The 16,996-nt window shown below is 61.3% G+C and carries 18 protein-coding genes; 9 read left to right on the top strand and 9 right to left on the bottom strand.

Translation table 11 applies throughout. From position 1 onward, the window contains the following. Positions 1 to 101: 101 nt before the first annotated feature. Positions 102 to 803 (top strand): calcium-binding protein, encoded by a 702-nt coding sequence (locus ACIQWP_RS09745; RefSeq protein WP_402785545.1) that lies wholly within the window; start codon positions 102 to 104, stop codon positions 801 to 803. A 70-nt stretch (positions 804 to 873) separates the two neighbouring features. On the opposite strand, the gene ACIQWP_RS09740 is transcribed toward ACIQWP_RS09745, so the two are convergent. Next, on the bottom strand, positions 874 to 1,746 hold the full coding sequence (locus ACIQWP_RS09740) for an LOG family protein (RefSeq protein WP_402785542.1): 873 nt from the start codon (positions 1,744 to 1,746) through the stop codon (positions 874 to 876). A 215-nt stretch (positions 1,747 to 1,961) separates the two neighbouring features. Between ACIQWP_RS09740 and dapD the strand changes: the two genes are divergently transcribed. The 3 genes from dapD (at position 1,962) to ACIQWP_RS09725 (ending at position 4,757) form a co-directional block, all read left to right on the top strand. After that, complete coding sequence (gene dapD / locus ACIQWP_RS09735) at positions 1,962 to 2,819, top strand: 2,3,4,5-tetrahydropyridine-2,6-dicarboxylate N-succinyltransferase (protein WP_402785539.1); 858 nt, start codon at positions 1,962 to 1,964, stop codon at positions 2,817 to 2,819. Between the two features lie 158 nt (positions 2,820 to 2,977). Beyond that, positions 2,978 to 4,171, top strand: coding sequence for a succinyl-diaminopimelate desuccinylase (dapE, locus tag ACIQWP_RS09730; protein ID WP_402785536.1), 1,194 nt, complete (start codon positions 2,978 to 2,980; stop codon positions 4,169 to 4,171). After that, positions 4,158 to 4,757 carry a hypothetical protein gene (locus ACIQWP_RS09725; RefSeq protein WP_402785533.1) on the top strand — a complete coding sequence of 200 codons (600 nt, stop codon included), beginning with the start codon at positions 4,158 to 4,160 and terminating at the stop codon, positions 4,755 to 4,757. Before dapE ends, ACIQWP_RS09725 begins: the two co-directional genes overlap by 14 nt. Positions 4,758 to 4,772: 15 nt before the next feature. On the opposite strand, the gene truA is transcribed toward ACIQWP_RS09725, so the two are convergent. From truA to def, 5 genes are all read right to left on the bottom strand, one after another. Then, a complete protein-coding gene (gene truA / locus ACIQWP_RS09720) occupies positions 4,773 to 5,576 on the bottom strand; it encodes a tRNA pseudouridine(38-40) synthase TruA (protein ID WP_402785530.1) in 804 nt (267 codons plus the stop codon). Beyond that, positions 5,576 to 6,523, bottom strand: coding sequence for a methionyl-tRNA formyltransferase (gene fmt / locus ACIQWP_RS09715; RefSeq protein ID WP_402785527.1), 948 nt, complete (start codon positions 6,521 to 6,523; stop codon positions 5,576 to 5,578). The genes truA and fmt overlap by 1 nt, the downstream gene beginning before the upstream one ends. Positions 6,524 to 6,583: 60 nt before the next feature. Continuing rightward, complete coding sequence (locus ACIQWP_RS09710; RefSeq protein ID WP_402785524.1) at positions 6,584 to 7,006, bottom strand: type II toxin-antitoxin system VapC family toxin; 423 nt, start codon at positions 7,004 to 7,006, stop codon at positions 6,584 to 6,586. Next, entirely contained in the window at positions 7,003 to 7,284 is a 282-nt protein-coding gene (locus tag ACIQWP_RS09705; protein WP_402785521.1) for a hypothetical protein, read from the bottom strand. The genes ACIQWP_RS09710 and ACIQWP_RS09705 overlap by 4 nt, the downstream gene beginning before the upstream one ends. Before the next feature lie 68 nt (positions 7,285 to 7,352). After that, positions 7,353 to 7,868: a peptide deformylase gene (gene def / locus ACIQWP_RS09700; protein ID WP_402785518.1), complete on the bottom strand. Its 516-nt coding sequence runs from the start codon at positions 7,866 to 7,868 to the stop codon at positions 7,353 to 7,355. Between the two features lie 186 nt (positions 7,869 to 8,054). Between def and ACIQWP_RS09695 the strand changes: the two genes are divergently transcribed. The 3 genes from ACIQWP_RS09695 (at position 8,055) to ACIQWP_RS09685 (ending at position 12,770) form a co-directional block, all read left to right on the top strand. Continuing rightward, positions 8,055 to 9,233 carry a DNA recombination protein RmuC gene (locus ACIQWP_RS09695; RefSeq protein WP_402785515.1) on the top strand — a complete coding sequence of 393 codons (1,179 nt, stop codon included), beginning with the start codon at positions 8,055 to 8,057 and terminating at the stop codon, positions 9,231 to 9,233. A 100-nt stretch (positions 9,234 to 9,333) separates the two neighbouring features. Further along, on the top strand, positions 9,334 to 10,233 hold the full coding sequence (locus ACIQWP_RS09690; RefSeq protein ID WP_402785512.1) for a ribokinase: 900 nt from the start codon (positions 9,334 to 9,336) through the stop codon (positions 10,231 to 10,233). A gap of 194 nt (positions 10,234 to 10,427) precedes the next feature. Next, positions 10,428 to 12,770: a methyl-accepting chemotaxis protein gene (locus ACIQWP_RS09685; RefSeq protein WP_402785509.1), complete on the top strand. Its 2,343-nt coding sequence runs from the start codon at positions 10,428 to 10,430 to the stop codon at positions 12,768 to 12,770. A 69-nt stretch (positions 12,771 to 12,839) separates the two neighbouring features. Here the strand turns inward: ACIQWP_RS09685 and ACIQWP_RS09680 are convergent, their stop codons facing one another. Continuing rightward, positions 12,840 to 13,784 carry a nucleoside hydrolase gene (locus ACIQWP_RS09680; protein WP_402785506.1) on the bottom strand — a complete coding sequence of 315 codons (945 nt, stop codon included), beginning with the start codon at positions 13,782 to 13,784 and terminating at the stop codon, positions 12,840 to 12,842. Positions 13,785 to 14,015: 231 nt separating this feature from the next. Between ACIQWP_RS09680 and ACIQWP_RS09675 the strand changes: the two genes are divergently transcribed. Beyond that, a complete protein-coding gene (locus tag ACIQWP_RS09675; protein WP_402785503.1) occupies positions 14,016 to 14,447 on the top strand; it encodes an Hsp20 family protein in 432 nt (143 codons plus the stop codon). A gap of 45 nt (positions 14,448 to 14,492) precedes the next feature. Beyond that, positions 14,493 to 14,750 carry a DUF1150 family protein gene (locus ACIQWP_RS09670; protein WP_402785500.1) on the top strand — a complete coding sequence of 86 codons (258 nt, stop codon included), beginning with the start codon at positions 14,493 to 14,495 and terminating at the stop codon, positions 14,748 to 14,750. 160 nt (positions 14,751 to 14,910) lie between these two features. Here the strand turns inward: ACIQWP_RS09670 and ACIQWP_RS09665 are convergent, their stop codons facing one another. Both ACIQWP_RS09665 and metK read right to left on the bottom strand, forming a co-directional pair. After that, positions 14,911 to 15,612: a tRNA (guanine(46)-N(7))-methyltransferase TrmB gene (locus ACIQWP_RS09665; protein ID WP_402785497.1), complete on the bottom strand. Its 702-nt coding sequence runs from the start codon at positions 15,610 to 15,612 to the stop codon at positions 14,911 to 14,913. Beyond that, positions 15,609 to 16,862, bottom strand: a complete 1,254-nt coding sequence (metK, locus tag ACIQWP_RS09660) for a methionine adenosyltransferase (RefSeq protein ID WP_402785494.1) — start codon at positions 16,860 to 16,862, stop codon at positions 15,609 to 15,611. Before metK ends, ACIQWP_RS09665 begins: the two co-directional genes overlap by 4 nt. Positions 16,863 to 16,996 lie beyond the last annotated feature (134 nt).

The raw sequence follows: 16,996 nt of genomic DNA, 5'->3' as shown, positions 1-16,996 counted from the left end.
ACGGGGTTACCAAAGTTTCATGCGCCTTACAGAGGTTTAATTGGTCGTTTTCAACGACCAGCCGTATCGTTTGACCATTCCTCGACACGAAAGGAAAAGCGATGAACGGGAAAAAACTTCTTCTGGCCGGACTTTCCGCAACCCTGCTTCTGGGTGGTGCCGCGCAGGTAGCACTCGCCGCCTCGCATGATGGCGACGGCCAGGGCAGGCATCATCATCAAGGCCGCTGGCACAGACCACATTTTTCGCCTGAAGTCCTTTACGTGCGCATGCTGAAGGAATTCGGCAATCCCGGCGATACGAAGCTCACCAAGGACGAAGTCAAGGCGGGTGTCGACAAGATCTTCGACCAGATCGATGTCAATCACGATGGCGAAATCACCCCCGGCGAATATCGCGCCTACCGCCAGGAGCAGATGAAGCAGTGGCGCGCCGAGCATGCCAAGGCCGATGGCGATCAGACACAAAATGGCCAGGCTCAGGGCAGCGACCAAGCTCAAGGCAATCAGGCGCAGGGCAATCAGGCTCCCGCCGACCAGTCCAAGAGCGACCAGGCTCAAAACGACAATGACAACGACAAGGGCGGCGAAGGCCATCGCCATCACGGGCCGCATGGCCGCTTCATGCACGAAGGCGGCTTCATGCGTGGCGCGATGATCTTCCGCTTTGCCGATACCGACCAGAGCGGCCAGATCAGCAAGAAGGAAGCCGAAGACGCCATGAACAAGCTCTTCGACCGGCTGGACCGCAACCACGACGGCGTGGTCAACCTGGACGATATGCCGGGCCGGCCGCTGCTTTAAGCCGATCGCTCCAGCAACAGCTCCATGAACGAAAGCCCGCCCTCGCCCATGCGACGGCGGGCTTTCGTTGTCAGTGCCCGTTGTCGTGTTCGTAGAAGTCTGTGACGATCTTCCACGCCTCATCCGCTGTATCGACAAAGCTGATGAGGTTCACATCGTCGGGCGCGATGGTGCCGAACTCGGCCAGCGCGTCGAAATTGATGATGCTGCGCCAGAACTTCTCGCCGAAGAGGATGAGCGGCAGGCGCTCCATGCGGCCCGTCTGGATCAGCGTCAGGCACTCGAACAGTTCGTCGAGCGTGCCGAAGCCGCCCGGGAATACCGCGATCGCCTTGGCGCGCACCATGAAGTGCATCTTGCGAATCGCGAAATAGTGGAAATTGAAGCTGAGTTCCGGCGTTACATAGGCGTTCGGCGCCTGCTCGTGCGGCAGCACGATGTTGAGGCCGATCGACGGCGCCCCTTCTTCGGCCGCGCCGCGATTGCCCGCCTCCATCACGCCCGGGCCGCCGCCGGTGACGACGACGTATTCGTGGTAATCGAAGCCGGCTGAATAGCGGGAGCAGAGCCGGGCGAACTTGCGCGCCTCCTCGTAGTAGACCGATGCCGCTTCAAGATTGGCGCGCTGGACGTCGTTGCGGGCAGCCCATGCGTTGGTGCCCGGCGCCGGAATGCGCGCGCCGCCGAACATGACGACGGTCGACTTGATGCCGCGCTCGGTCAGGGACATCTCGGTCTTCAGCAATTCCAGCTGCAGGCGGATCGGCCGCAATTCCTCACGGCAGAGGAAATCCTCGTCGGCATAGGCAAGCCGGTAGGAAGGCGACATCGACTGCGGCGTGCGTGGCACGGACTCGGCGCGCTGCTTGTCCGCCGAACTCGTCTTCAACGGGTCCCAAACCCCATCCTTGCGCCTCAGCCTGCCGTTCTTGCCCTTGCTCATCTATTCATGCCTTTCAAATCGATCATCACGGGCCGTTTCCATCCGCAAACAGAAATAGCCAAGCTCTTGCATATGCCCCTACAACGCCTTGAATCCAAGCTCAATCGCCGCGGAAAAGACATTCCATTTTCGTACTCCATGCTATAGGACCTATCGACCGTTTCCGGACCATTATCCGGAAATCACGATAGGCCCTGACGTTGTAAGGAATTCCCATGAGCGCTACCGACCTCGCCTCCCTCGAAAAGTCCATCGAGGCTGCATTCGACAATCGCGACAATGTGAACACGTCGACGCGCGGCGAAGTCCGCGACGCCGTCGAGACGGCGCTCAATCTCCTTGATAGCGGCAAGGTTCGCGTGGCCGAGCGCGGTGCGGACGGCAACTGGACCGTCAACCAGTGGCTCAAGAAAGCGGTTCTGCTCTCCTTCCGCCTGAACGACATGAAAATCGTCGAAGGCGGCTCCGGCGGCGCCACCTGGTGGGACAAGGTTCCCTCGAAGTTCGAGGGCTGGGGTGAGAACCGCTTCCGCGAAGCCGGCTTCCGCGCCGTGCCGAACGCCGTCGTGCGTCATTCCGCCTATATCGCTCCCAACGCCATCCTGATGCCGTCCTTCGTCAACCTCGGCGCCCATGTCGGCGAAGGTACGATGGTCGACACCTGGGCGACGGTCGGCTCCTGCGCCCAGATCGGCAAGCATGTGCATCTTTCCGGCGGCGTCGGCATCGGCGGCGTGCTGGAGCCGATGCAGGCCGGCCCGACGATCATCGAAGACAATTGCTTCATCGGCGCCCGCTCCGAAGTCGTCGAAGGCTGCATCGTCCGCGAGGGATCGGTGCTCGGCATGGGTGTCTTCATCGGCAAGTCGACCAAGATCGTCGATCGCGCCACCGGCGAGATCACCTACGGCGAAGTCCCCCCCTACTCGGTCGTCGTCGCCGGCGCGCTGCCGAGCGGCAACACCATGGCAAACGGCCAGCCGGCTCCGAGTCTCTATTGCGCCGTCATCGTCAAGCGCGTCGATGAGAAGACCCGCTCGAAGACCGGCATCAACGAGCTGTTGCGCGACTGATTTCGCAAATTTTTGGAAGCGCGGTTGCCATATCGCGCTTCCCTCATGCTTGCCGGGTGAGCATGCCTGTGCGATTGCTGGAATCGCGGCAAGGATTTTCGACTCATCCCCGATCCTTGCCATCGCTTTGCCATTTCCCGCCGGATAAGTTGCCTCCGATGACCGTTACCGATCCCGTCACCAATCTGCAGACCCTCATTCGCTGTGCCTCCGTCACACCGGCCGAAGGCGGTGCCTTGACCGCGCTTGCCGACATGCTGCTGCCACTCGGCTTCAAGGTCGAGCGCATGACGGCAAGCGAGCCCGGAACGCCCGATATCGAAAACCTCTACGCGCGGCTCGGCACGGATGGACCACATCTGATGTTTGCCGGGCATACGGATGTCGTGCCTGTCGGCGATGCCGCTTCCTGGAGCCACCCGCCCTTTGCCGCCGAAATCGCCGATGGCGAGCTTTTCGGCCGCGGCGCCGTCGACATGAAGGGCGGCATTGCCTGTTTCGCGGCGGCCGTGGCCCGCCATATCGAAAAACATGGCAAGCCCGCCGGCTCGATCTCCTTCCTGATCACCGGCGACGAAGAGGGACCGGCGATCAACGGCACGGTGAAGCTGCTGCAATGGGCGGCCGAGCGCGGCGAGACATGGGATGCGTCGCTCGTCGGCGAACCGACCAACCCCGACCGGCTTGGCGACATGATCAAGATCGGCCGCCGCGGCTCGATCTCGGGCGTCATCACCGTCCATGGCGTGCAGGGTCATGCCGCCTATCCGCACCTGGCCGACAACCCGGTGCGCAGCATCATCAAGCTGACGGAGGCATTGCTCGATCCGCCCTTCGACGCCGGCACGGACAATTTCCAGCCGTCGAACCTCGAAGTGACGACGATCGACGTCGGCAATGCGGCCACCAACGTCATCCCCGCCAAGGCGACCGCGACCTTCAACATCCGCTTTAACGACACCTGGACGGCCGATGCGCTGAAGGCCGAAATCCTGGCTCGCCTGGATGCGGCTGCGGCCGACCAGACGCTGCGCCCCGGGCGCCCTCCGGCGAAATATGACATCGTCTGGTCGGAGCGCCCGAGCCAGGTCTTCCTGACGCGCAACAATGCGCTGATCGCCTCGCTCTCTTCCGCGGTCGAAAACGTCACCGGCCAAAGGCCGGCGCTTTCGACCACCGGCGGCACGTCTGACGCCCGCTACATCAAGGATTATTGCCCGGTCGTCGAATTCGGCCTCGTCGGCCAGACCATGCATATGGTCGACGAACGCGTGGCAGTCTCGGATCTCGAAACGCTGACCGGGATCTACCAGACCTTCATCCAGCGCTGGTTCGAGAATGCCGAGCTTTAAGGAAGTCCAATATTACCTGTCCGGCCTCTGGCTGCTGATACGCATGGATGCACGCGGCTTCCAGTATCTGGACATATCGGACCGCGGCATGCTGCGCTCCTTCTGGGCGATCTTCTGGAGCCTGCCGTCGATCGGCATTTCCTGGCTGTGGTGGCAACAGGCCTATCTGCGCGCCATGCCGCCCGAGACAGCGACCGGTCTCGCCTTCTTCCTGCGCCTCGCGCTGGTCGAGGCAGCGAACTGGCTGGTGCCACTCGTCCTTGCCGGCGTATTGCTGCTGTTTTTCCGCTTCGGTGAGAAATTCGCGCCGATCGTCGTCGTGGTGAACTGGCTCGGCGTGCCAACATCCTATCTCAACGCCCTGCTCATCGCCTTGATCGCCTTCATTCCAGGCTCCAGCGGGCTCGTGGCGCTGCTATGGCTGGCGTTGATGATGGCGATCATCTTTTCGCTGGCGCGCATGCTCAGAATGATCTGCGGCACGTATCCGCTGTTCATCGGCACGCTGACGCTGGTGCTGCTCATCCCGACCATGCTGCTGACGGATTTCCTGCAGCGCTTCCTCGGCGTCTATCCACCGGGCTGAGACGGTTGCTACGGACTACGACAGATCCTCGCCGTCATCTGCACTTTCGCCATCGCCCGGCAAACCGGCGCCATCGCGATAGTCCACCTGTATGAAATAGAGCCCATCGGGCGGAGCGACGGGGCCGCAGGCCTTGCGATCCTTGGCCTCAAGCGCCGCACGTACATCGTCGGGTGTCCACTTGCCCTCGCCCGCGAGCTTCAGCGTGCCGGCGAAGGAGCGGATCTGATTGTGCAGGAAGCTTTGCGCCGTGGCGTGGATTTCGATCAGCTCGCCGCTGCGCGTCACATCCAGCCGATCGAGGGTACGCACAGGACTGTTTGCCTGGCAATGCGCCGAACGGAAGGTGGTGAAATCATGCAGGCCGACCAGGGTCTGGGCCGCCCTATGCATGACCTCGTGATCCATGTCCTTCGGCACCCACCACGCGCGTCCGGCTTCGAGCGCCAGGGGAGCACGGCGGGCGATGATGCGATAGAGATAATGGCGGCGGATGGCCGAAAAGCGAGCGTCGAAACTTGCATCGACCTCGACGATATCGAGAATGGCGACCCGATCGCCTGCAAGCCGCAGATGGGCGTTGAGCGCATTGCGCAGCGTATAGGTCTTCCACTCCTTGGAGAGGTCGGCATGCATGACCTGACCCATGGCATGCACGCCGGAATCGGTACGCCCCGCGCCACGGATCGAAACCGTCTCGCCCGTCAAGGAGAGAATCGCGCCTTCGATCGCCCCCTGCACGGAGGGGCCGTTTTCCTGGCGCTGCCAGCCGACATAGGGGATGCCGTCATATTCGACGGTCATTCTATAACGCGGCATCAGACCTGCTCCGAGGCAAGCACGCTGCCCGGCGCGATCGGCGTGCCGCGGAGGAAATCGGCTGCCGCCAACGGCTTGCCGCCAGCCTTCTGCAGCTTCGTCAGCCTGATGGCGCCGGAGGCGCAGGCAATGACGAGATCGTCGGTCAGGACATGGCCAGACGTGCCGCCGCCGTCTGCCAGTTCCGAGCCGAGCACCTTGATACGCTCCGGACGGCCGGCGATCTCGGCCTCGAACCAGGCGCCGGGGAAGGGCGACAGGCCGCGAATATGATTGTGAACGTCGGCCGCAGGCTTGCCGAAATCGATGCGCGTTTCGCCCTTGTCGATCTTGGCGGCATAGAGAACGCCTTCGGCTGGCTGGGCAGTCAGCGGCAGCTCGTCATGCTCCAGCTTGTTCATGGCTTCCGCCATCGCCTTTGCGCCGACCAGCATCAGCCTGTCGTGGAGTTCGCCTGATGTCATCGTGTTGCCGATCTCGACCTCGCGTGTGAGCGCGACCGGGCCGGTATCGAGCCCCTTGTCCATCTTCATCACCATCATGCCGGTCTTTTGGTCGCCAGCCATGATCGCACGCTGGATCGGGGCGGCGCCGCGCCACCTCGGCAACAGCGAGGCATGGCCGTTGTAGCAGCCAAGGCGCGTACCCGTAAGGATCGCTTCCGGCAGCAGCAGGCCATAGGCGACAACGACGGCGACATCGGCATCCAGATCGCGAAACCGCTGGCGCTCGTCCGTGTCCTTGAAATTGACAGGTGTGAATACCGGCAGGCCGAGCAAATCCGCCGCCTGATGCACCGGCGACTTCTGCAGGTCCAAGCCCCGCCGGCCACCGGGGCGCGGCGGCTGGGTGTAAACGGCGCGAACCTTGTGGCCGACATCGATCAGGGACCGCAAAGTCGGCACGGAGAATTCAGGCGTTCCCATAAAAATGATGCTGAGCGACATGCGATCCATCCGGCTAAGATATCAGGTTTCGAGTGACCCGAGCGCTATCGGGATCAAATGCTAGCCGCCTTCAAACGGGTTTATGAGCTTGAGATCAAGCCCTTCGAAATCTTTTGTATTGCGCGTTGCCAATGTCGCACCATTCGCAACGCAGATGGCGGCGATCATGGCGTCCTGGACGGAAATTTGATGGCCCGTACGCTCACGGCGGGCCCGAATGCGGCCCGTTAACAGCGCACTGTCTTGATCGAGCTGCAAGATACGACCCTGAAATTGATGCCCCATAAGAGATTCGAGACCTTCGAGAAATCGTTTTGAACGATCCCTCAACAGCACCTTTTCCGCACCATAGGACAGCTCCATCAGAACTGGAGAGCAGAGATACAGGCTCTCCATCTCCTGCCGCTCAAACCATTCGCCGACGCTTGGAGACAAATTCGCCTTGGTGATTTCCGAAACCACGTTCGTGTCGAGAATAATCATTCAGAACCACGGCGCTCCGCCTCTCGGCGGCGTGCTTCATCGGTGGCAGACATGAAGTCGTGATGTTCCTCGTCGCTCAATGCGAAACCGGCAAAGGCAGAACGCAACTGGCCGAGGGTAGAACCAGCCTTTGCGACATTCTCCATTCGCGTAACATTGAGGCCCTTTCGAACCTGAATTTTGATTTCTTCGGAGAGGCTGTGTCCAGCCCGCTTAGCCTCATCGCTAAGTTCTCGCTTCAAGCTCTCGGACATGTCTCTGACTAGGATATCAGCCATTCCGAGCCTCCTGTTTTGATATCAATGATATCATAGGCGTTTCAAGCCGATCTTTCAATGCCGAGGGATCAGAGAGCCTTGGCCTTGGCAGCCTTGGTGAACTTCTTGATGACCATCTCGCGCTTCAGGCGCGAGATATAGTCGATGAAGAGCACGCCGTTCAGATGGTCGATCTCGTGCTGCACGCAGGTCGCAAGCAGGCCGTCAGCCTCGGTGAGCTGCTCCTTGCCGTTGCGGTCGAGATGCTTAACGGTGACGCTCGCCGGGCGCTCCACTTCGGCGTAATAATCTGGGATCGAAAGGCAACCTTCCTCATAAACCGAACGCTCGTCCGACGAGGCGACGATTTCGGGATTGATGAAAACCAGCGGCTGTTTCTCTTCACCTTCGCGCGATACGTCGATGACAAGCATGCGGCGGGGAACGCCGATCTGGATCGCCGCAAGGCCGATGCCCGGCGCGTCATACATGGTTTCCAGCATGTCGTCAGCGAGGCGCTGCGTTTCAATATCGATGCGCTCGATCGGCTTCGAGGCCTGGCGGAGCAGCGGATCGGGTAAAATGATGAGTGGCTTGATCGTCATGACGTTTCCCATAACGCATCTTTTAATGCGATGGAATCGCCAAGATGGCCGTATCGAGGTGTTTTTTCAACGATGCCGCCCTGGATCGGAGTAAACGGCCCAAAAATCTTGTTCACGTTTTGATCTAGATATTCACGATGGTTTTGTTATGGTGTCCGTAAGAATTCCACCAGCATACTCGGTTCCATGTCCTTCATCATCTTCGGCCAAGCCATCTCCGCGATCCAGCTTCTGACCGGTCTCGTCATCCTGCTCACGATCGCCGTTCTCGTGCTGATGATGCGCGGCCGCGGGCGATCCGTGGATGATATGCTGGAAGCCGAGCACAACATGGCAACGCTTTTGCGCGCTCAGGCGGAGATGCAGGGCCGGCTCGCCACCATGGCCGAGGTGTTCGGCTCCAGGCAGGCCGAGCTCAACCAGGCCATCGGCCAGCGCCTGGACGGCATGTCGCAACGGGTCACGGCGACAATCGGCGAGCAGACCCGCTCGACGCACGAGAACCTGCGCCGCCTGCAGGAGAGGCTCGCCGTCATCGATGCGGCACAGAGCAATATCCAGACGCTGGCGAAGGATGTCGTCGGCCTGCAGGCCATCTTGTCCAACAAGCAGACGCGCGGCGCCTTCGGCCAGGCACGCATGGAAACCATCATCGCCGATGGGCTGCCGATGGGCGCCTATGCCTTCCAGCCGACGCTGTCGAACGGTTCGCGGCCGGACTGCACCGTTCGCATGCCGAACGGCTCACCGCCGCTTGTCGTCGACGCGAAGTTTCCATTGGAAGCCTGGAACGCCATTCGCGCCGCCGCCAGTCCCGAACATGGCAAGATCGCCGCCCAGCAGTTCCGCCGGGATCTGGAGCTGCATATCCGCGATATCTCGGAGAAATATCTGATCCCCAGCGAGACGCAGGACACGGCTTTTCTTTTCGTGCCTTCCGAGTCGATCTTTGCCGAGATCCACGAGAATTTCGAGGCGATCGTGCAGAAGGCCCAGCGCGCCCGCATCGTCATCGTCTCGCCGTCGCTGCTGATGCTGTCCATCCAGGTCATTCAAGCCGTGCTGAAGGACCAGCGCATGCGCGAGCAGGCCCATGTCATCCAGAGCGAAGTGGCGCATCTGATGGACGACCTTTCACGCCTGGATGAGCGAGTGCGCAAGCTCCAGGGCCATTTCGCCATGGCGCAGAAGGATGTCGACATGATCGTCACCTCGGCCGACAAGCTGGCAAGGCGCGGCGAGCGGATCGAGGCGCTGGAATTCGAGGCCGCGAAAGAGCCTGTGAAGACGCGCCCGGAGGAAAGGCCCAAGCCGGTCGACAACCGCACGAGCCAACTCAAGCTGAGGGTGGTTGACGAAGACTGATCGCTTCGGCAGTGTCGCGCCCAATCGTTGCGTGATCCGAAAAGACAAGGCAGCCTTCGGGCGGGATCATGCAAGCGCAACACCCAGGGCAGGACATCGCATGATCACTATTTTCGGCTCCATCAACATGGACCTCATCGCCACCACGGATCGCTTGCCGAAGCCGGGCGAAACCGTCGCCGGCAATGGCTTTTCCACCGCCGCAGGCGGCAAGGGAGCCAATCAGGCGTTGGCCGCGCGCCGCGCCGGCGCAACGGTGGGCATGAGCGGCGCCGTCGGCAATGACGGTTTTGCGGAGCCGGCGCTGGACCTGCTTCAGGCCGCAGGCACCGATCTTTCCACCGTCCGGCGCGTATCCGAGCCGACCGGTACGGCCCTCATCCTCGTCGGCGGTGACGGCGAAAACATGATCGCCGTCGTTCCCGGCGCCAACGGCACGAACACGGCCGAACACGCAACGGCTGCCGTGGCCGCGCTGAATCCCGGCGATACGCTGATGCTTCAGTTCGAAATCCCGGTTGCGGCTGTCGAAACCGCGCTGAACACCGCAAAGGCAAAGGGCGTGCGCACAGTGCTCAACCTCGCCCCTTTGATCCCCGAAGCCGCGCGCCTCGGCCGACTCGCCGATATCGTTATCGCCAACGAGACGGAATTCGAGCGACTGGCCGGCCAGGACAACATGTCGGCATCCGAACGCGAAGCGGCACTCGTTCGCCTGCATGGCGAAACCGGCCAGACGCTGATCGTCACGCTCGGAGGCGATGGCGTCATCGCCATTCGTAACGGCGAGCTTTCGCGCGCCAAGGGCCTCGTCATCGAGCCAGTCGATACGGTCGGTGCCGGCGATACGTTCTGCGGCTATTTTGCTGCAAGCCTCGATCAGGGCTTGGATTTTCATGCCAGCCTTCGCCGCGCAGCCGTCGCCGGTTCGCTCGCCTGCCTGAAGCCGGGCGCGCAGCCGTCCATACCGGTCGCCAGCGAAGTCGCGGAAAAGCTTTAAGGCTAAAATTCCCTAAGCATTACGAAGCGCAATTAATTAAATTTTTGCGCTTCCATATCATTCTCCTCTGGCCTGCGTGTATGGCCCTCTGGCTGCGGCAGGATCTTTTCACGGCGGCCCCATGACAGGGCCATCCCGCGCCGACCTTGCATCTGGATAATGTGTATCCGACGCATCGCATTTTCGAGGAAATGATGTTCATCTTTCGTATGAAGTCGCTTGCGGCCAAGCTCATCTTGGTCACAGGGCTGGCGATTGCGCTGGTTTTGTTGGTTTCCAACTTCTTATTGATTTCCCAGACCCGCGATCGCGTCGAAACACTGACGATGGATCAGGCCAATACAGAGGCCAAGTCCATTTCCAACGAAATCGCCGCCAATGTCGGCGAGATGGCCAGTGCCGCCCGCTCCATGGCTGCCATCATCGGCCGCGGCCACGAAGGCCATAGCTTCGACCGCAAGGGTATCATCAACATCCTCAAGGCGAATGTCGAGCAGAACGCCTTCGCCTTCGGCAGCTGGTTCTGCGAGCAGCTCGGCGCTTTCGACGGCAAGACGACGGAGCTCGCCAACAACAAGGATCAGGCGGTCAACGACAAGGGCGCCTTCACGCCCTACTGGTCGAAGACCAAGGATGGCGGCATTCAGTTCTCCACCTTCGACAACGATTATACGGCGCCCTGGTGGAAGCTTGCCGCCGAGAGCGGCAAAGGCGCGATCACGCCGCCCTATCTCGCACAGGGCACCGATGTTCCGACAACCATGAGCTCGATCGCCTATCCGGTCATGTCCGGCGGCAAGCTGATCGGCGTTGCGGGCGTCGACATTTCTCTCGGCTCGCTTTCCGGTAAGCTGCAGAAGATGCAGCCGTTCGGTTCCGGGCGGGTGCTGCTGGTTTCCCAGGACAACAAGTGGCTGGTCGCGCCAAGTGCGGACCTTCTGATGAAGGATTACAATGGCGCCAGCGCCGATGTCATCAAGGCGGCGCTTGCCTCTTCCTCCACCAGCACCCTGAAGAACCTTTCGGATAACGGTGGCGAAGAATACGACCGCGTCGTCTATCCCTTCGCGGTTCCCGGCCTCAACGCCACCTGGGTCGTTCTCATCGACGTGCCGCATAGCGCGATCGCAGCGCCGGTGCGCGACCAGACCTATACGATGATCGTCGCCGGCATCCTCGTGCTCCTCGCCGTCATGCTGGCCCTCTATGCCGCCGTGCGTGGCTTCGTGCAGAAGCCGCTTGCAGGCCTCGTCGCAAGCGTCAATAGCCTCAGCGCCGGCAACTATGCCCAGCCGGTCGCCGGTCAGGCGCGCGCCGACGAGGTGGGCTCGGTCGCCAAGGCGCTCGAAGGCTTCCGTTTTGCGCTCGCCGATACCAAGCGTCTGGAAGGCGAAGCCAACGACCAGCGCCTTGCCGCCGAAGGTGAGCGCCGCCGCTCGGAAAGCGAACGCAATGACAGCATTACGCTGCAGCGCCATATCGTCGGCATTCTCGGCCAGAGCCTCGCCGAGCTCTCGAAGGGCAATCTCACCCAGCGGATCACGGACGACTTCCCTGGCGAATACGCCCAGCTCAAGCAGGACTTCAATGCCGCGCTGGCAAGCCTCGAAGAGACGGTTCACACCGTCAACGTCAGCGTCGGCAACATCGGCGGCGGCACCGGCGAAATCAGTAACAGCGCCTCGGATCTCGCCCGCCGCACCGAGCAGCAGGCCGCAAGCCTCGAAGAGACGGCAGCAGCCCTCAACGAGCTGACCGTTCAGGTCAATTCCAGCGCCGAGAACGCTCGCACCGCCGCAAGCAGCGTCAATGCAGCCTCCCAGGATGCCGAGCACTCCGGCGAGGTCGTGCAGAAGGCCATTGCTTCCATGCATGGCATCGAGCAGTCGTCGCAGGAAGTGTCGCGCATCATCGGCGTCATCGACGAGATCGCCTTCCAGACCAACCTCCTGGCGCTCAATGCCGGCGTCGAAGCTGCCCGCGCGGGTGATGCAGGCAAGGGTTTTGCCGTCGTCGCGCAGGAAGTGCGCGAGCTGGCCCAGCGCTCGGCCAATGCCGCCAAGGAGATCAAGACGCTGATCAACACCTCGGCCGGACAGGTCAAGGAAGGTGTCGATCTGGTCGGCCGCACGGGCGATGCCCTGCACAAGATCGCCCAGCAGGTGATGGAGATCAACGGGCTGATCCGCCAGATCTCGGCGTCTGCGAGCGAGCAGGCCGTAGGGCTGAAGGAAATCAACTCGGCCATGAACCAGATGGATCAGGTGACGCAACAGAACGCCGCGATGGTCGAGGAAACCACCGCCTCGAGCGTGGCGCTTGCCGAAGAGGCACAGTCGCTCCGGACGCTCGTTGCGCGCTTCCGCACCGCGCGTGCCGTCCAGGAGAACGCCAGCGCATTGCGGGCGACCGCCCAGCAGATGCGGGCTCCGGTCTCGCGCCGTGCGCCTGCCCCTTCAGCCGCACCGGCACGCAAGGCAATTCCCCAGACACAGGGCGCCAATGCACTCGCCCAGGACGACTGGGAAGAATTCTGAGCCCGCCTTGGCCAGATGAAATACAAAAGGCCGCCGGATCGCTCCGGCGGCCTTTTTCATGGGTCCCGATCAAATGCGGGCGAAGCGTTCCGTCAGCAACGCGAAGAAGCCGTCGGCATCGACGTCGCGCATGACCTTGGCATTGCGCTTGCGGTCGGTGACGTGCCACCAGTCGACCACGGTCATGCCGACAGTCAACTCGGATGTGACCTCGATCTCGACGTTGCATTCGCGGCCCCTGAAGAGCTCGGGCTTCAGGAGATAGGCGATAACAGTCGGGTCGTGCAGCGGGCCGCCGTCCGAACCGTATTTCTCGATGTCGAAGCGCTCGAAGAACTGCAGCATTTCGACCATGGCCTTGGCCGGCGGCGTGCCGACTGCGGCGATGCGCTCGACGCGATCCTTGCGCGTCAGCAGCTTGTGCGTGACATCGAGCGGCATCATGACGACAGGCACGCCCGAGCGGAACACGACGTCCGCAGCCTCCGGATCGACGTAGATGTTGAACTCGGCAGCCGGCGTGATGTTGCCGCCCTCGAAGAAGCCGCCGCCCATCATGACAAGCTCACGCACGCGCGCGACGATGTCAGGCGCCTTCTGGAAAGCCATTGCGATATTGGTCAGCGGACCGAGCGTGCAGAGCGTGACGGCACCCTCCGGTTCCTTGCGCAGCGTATCGATGATGAAATCGACAGCGTGCCCCGGCTGCAGCTCCATCGTCGGTTCGGACAGTTCAGGACCGTCCAAGCCGGTCTTGCCGTGGACATGCTCGGCGGTGACCAGCTTACGTTTGAGCGGTGCGTCGGCACCTGCGAAAACCTTCACGTCGCGGCGGTCACAGAGCTCACAGACGATGCGGGCATTGCGGCTGGTCAGTCGCAGCGGCACGTTGCCGGCGACCGCCGTGATGCCGAGCACCTCGATCTCCTCGCGGCTGCCGAAGGCGAGAAAGATCGCCGCGGCGTCGTCCTGGCCGGGGTCGGTGTCGATAATGATTTTTCTGGGTTCGGTCATATCTGTAACTTTCCTCCGGTGCAAATCGAGAGGCTTTGTCGCGGGTCCGGTCCGGCTTTGTCAAGCGCTCGCTCGCCGGGTCATGAAACGATTTTTCACCATGGATTTCGATCTCGCAAATGCGAAGGCGCGATGGCTTGCACTCACAGGCGCGTACTCCCATATTAGGGACAACCGGGTGCTGAAGATCAGGTCCGGAACGGTCGCTTGACACCCAAGGACTTTGAGACGATGAGCCGGACGACTCCCTTTGCCAGCCCGCTGCTTCTGGGCTTTGACACTATGGAAAAGACGCTCGAGCGGATTTCCAAGGCCAGTGACGGTTACCCTCCCTACAATATCGAGCGGATGCGTGCCGACCGCCTTTCCGGGGCACCGGAACGCCTGCGTATCACGCTGGCCGTGGCCGGTTTTTCCGAGGACGAACTCGATGTCACGACGGAAGAAAACCAGCTGCTGATCCGCGGACGCCAGATCGAACAGGGCGAGCGCGATTATCTCTATCGCGGTATTGCCGCCCGGCAGTTCCAGCGCGTCTTCGTCCTTGCCGACGGCATGCAAGTCCTTGGCGCCGTTCTGAAGAACGGCCTGCTCTCCGTCGATCTCATTCGGCCGGAACCCGACCGCATAGTAAAGAAAATTAACATTTCGGTCTCACAGTAGGACAACGGCGTAATGTCGTTGGTCCCTCGCACTGGAGGTACGAAGATGTTGTTGAAAGAAGCCACTGCCCGCCTGACCCAATCCGAGCTCGCCAATATCGGCGCCGGTGAGGTCGCCTATATCAGAAAAATGGATTGGTCCGAAGTATCCCGCTGCTTCCCGGAAGCGCCCGATATTGATCCGGATGTCGATCTCTGGGCACTTTTCGGCGCCGACGGCACGCCGATCCTGCTGACGGACAATCGCTCCAGCACCTTCTATCGTGCTGCCGAAGATGAACTGAAGACGGTCAGCCTGCACTGACCATGAGCGTCGCCCAGCGGTGAAATCACCGTCCGCAGGAACCGCATGAACCGGCTCCAGACTGCGACGCATGTGCATGATCCAGACCACCTCGAGCGGCGGTCCTCACGGGGATGATGCAATTACCTCAATCTGAAATTTTCGCCTGCGATTTGAGCGATCAGACCCTCATGAAGGTCAGGTAGGCGGAAGAGCGTCCCTCGCGCCGGGCCTTCGCCTCGTAGCGCGTGCTCGGCCAGCCCTCATAGGGCGTCAGCCAGTCGGCAGCATTCCGGGCAGTCCACTCAAAGCCCCCATGCGCATGGCAATGCTGCAGCGTCCAATTGACATAGGTGTCGATGTCGGAGGCGAAGCAGAAAAGCGCTCCTGGTTTCAGGACGCGATGGAAACGGGCAAGGTTCACCTCGGAGACGAAGCGACGCTTCCAATGCTTCTTCTTCGGCCAGGGATCGGGATAGAGCAGGTCGATCTGATCCAGGCAGCCGTCCGGCAGCCAGTCCAGCACCTGCGTCGCATCATCATTGTAGACGCGAATATTACGCGCGCCCGCCTCGTCGACATGCGCAAGCAGTTTCTGCATCGAATTGACGAAGGGCTCGACGCCGATGAAGCCAGTCTTCGGCTGCTCCAGCGCCCTGTGAATGAGATGCTCTCCACCGCCGAAGCCGATCTCCAGGCGCAGACGCTCGGTCGGCACCGGGAAGAGATCGTTCAGCGGCTGCGGCGCCGGAGCAGAAAGATCGACGATGAACTGCGGCAGCAATACTTCCAGCTTCTCGGCCTGCTGGCCGCGCAAGGCCTTACCCTTGCGCCGGCCGAAGAATGCTTCCGTCGCCCGCGACCGGCGCTCGGTATCGATCATGCGGCTTCCTGGAGCTTCACAGCTTCCTTGAGAGCCTTCACCAGGTCCGTGCGCTCCCAGGAGAAGGAGCCGTCACGGCCGGCCTTGCGGCCGAAATGGCCATAGGCGGACGTCTTGGCATAGATCGGCTTGTTGAGGTCGAGGTGACGGCGGATGCCTGTGGGAGAGAGATCCATGTTCTTGCGGATCGCCGCTTCGACCTGGTCCTCGGTAACGCCCTTGCCCGTGCCGTGCAGGTCGACGTAGATCGACAACGGCTGTGCGACGCCAATCGCGTAGGAAAGCTGGATCGTGCAGCGATCGGAAAGGCCGGCTGCAACGACGTTCTTTGCGAGGTAGCGAGCGGCATAGGCTGCGGAACGGTCGACCTTGGTCGTGTCCTTGCCGGAGAAGGCACCGCCGCCATGCGGAGCTGCGCCGCCATAGGTGTCGACGATGATCTTGCGGCCGGTCAAGCCGGCGTCGCCGTCCGGGCCGCCAATGACGAACTTGCCTGTGGGGTTGATGTACCACTTGCAATCGGAAGCGATCTTCAGATCGCCAAGGGCTTCAACGATATAAGGCTCGACAACGGCGCGAACCTTCTTCGAATCCCAGCTGTCGTCGAGATGCTGGGTGGAGAGAACGATCGAGGTCACTTCGGACGGCTTGCCGTCGACGTAGCGAACCGTCACCTGGCTCTTGGCGTCCGGGCCGAGCTTGGCGACTTCGCCATCGCCCTTCTTGCGGGCGGCGGCAAGCAACTGCAGGATCTTGTGCGAATAATAGATCGGCGCCGGCATGAGGTCAGGCGTTTCCTTGCAGGCATAGCCGAACATGATGCCCTGGTCACCGGCGCCTTCGTCACCCTGCTGGTCGGCGGCATTGTCGACACCCTGGGCAATATCGGCCGACTGCGAATGCAGGAGCACGTCGATGCGCGCCTTCTTCCAGTGGAAACCATCCTGCTCGTAGCCGATATCCTTGATGGCACGGCGCGCAGCAGCCTTGAACTTGGAAGGATTGATGACGTCGTTACCGTCCTTGTCCTTCTTCATCAGGCTCGGCGGCAGACGCACTTCACCGGCGATGACGACGCGGTTGGTGGTGGCAAGGGTCTCACATGCGATGCGCACGCTCCAGGGGTTCACGCCGGTCTTTGTGGCCTCGCGATAGACCAGATCGACGATTTCATCGGAAATGCGGTCACAAACTTTATCCGGATGACCTTCGGCAACAGACTCACTCGTAAACAGATAATTCGCGCGCATGCGGGATTCCCCTCAAAGAACAGATCTCTGCTTTTGATATTCGTCTCCGCCTCGAAAAACAAGTCGAACAAGGATATAAATATATCTTTATATCCCCCTCCAAGTGATAAAATTTTGCCGTAGATGCGGAAAAG

The sequence above is a fragment of the Rhizobium sp. NPDC090279 genome, assembly GCF_044769665.1.
Lineage (GTDB): Bacteria > Pseudomonadota > Alphaproteobacteria > Rhizobiales > Rhizobiaceae > Rhizobium.
Note: the sequence above shows the minus strand (reverse complement) of the source record. Positions and strands in the feature narration are given on the sequence as shown.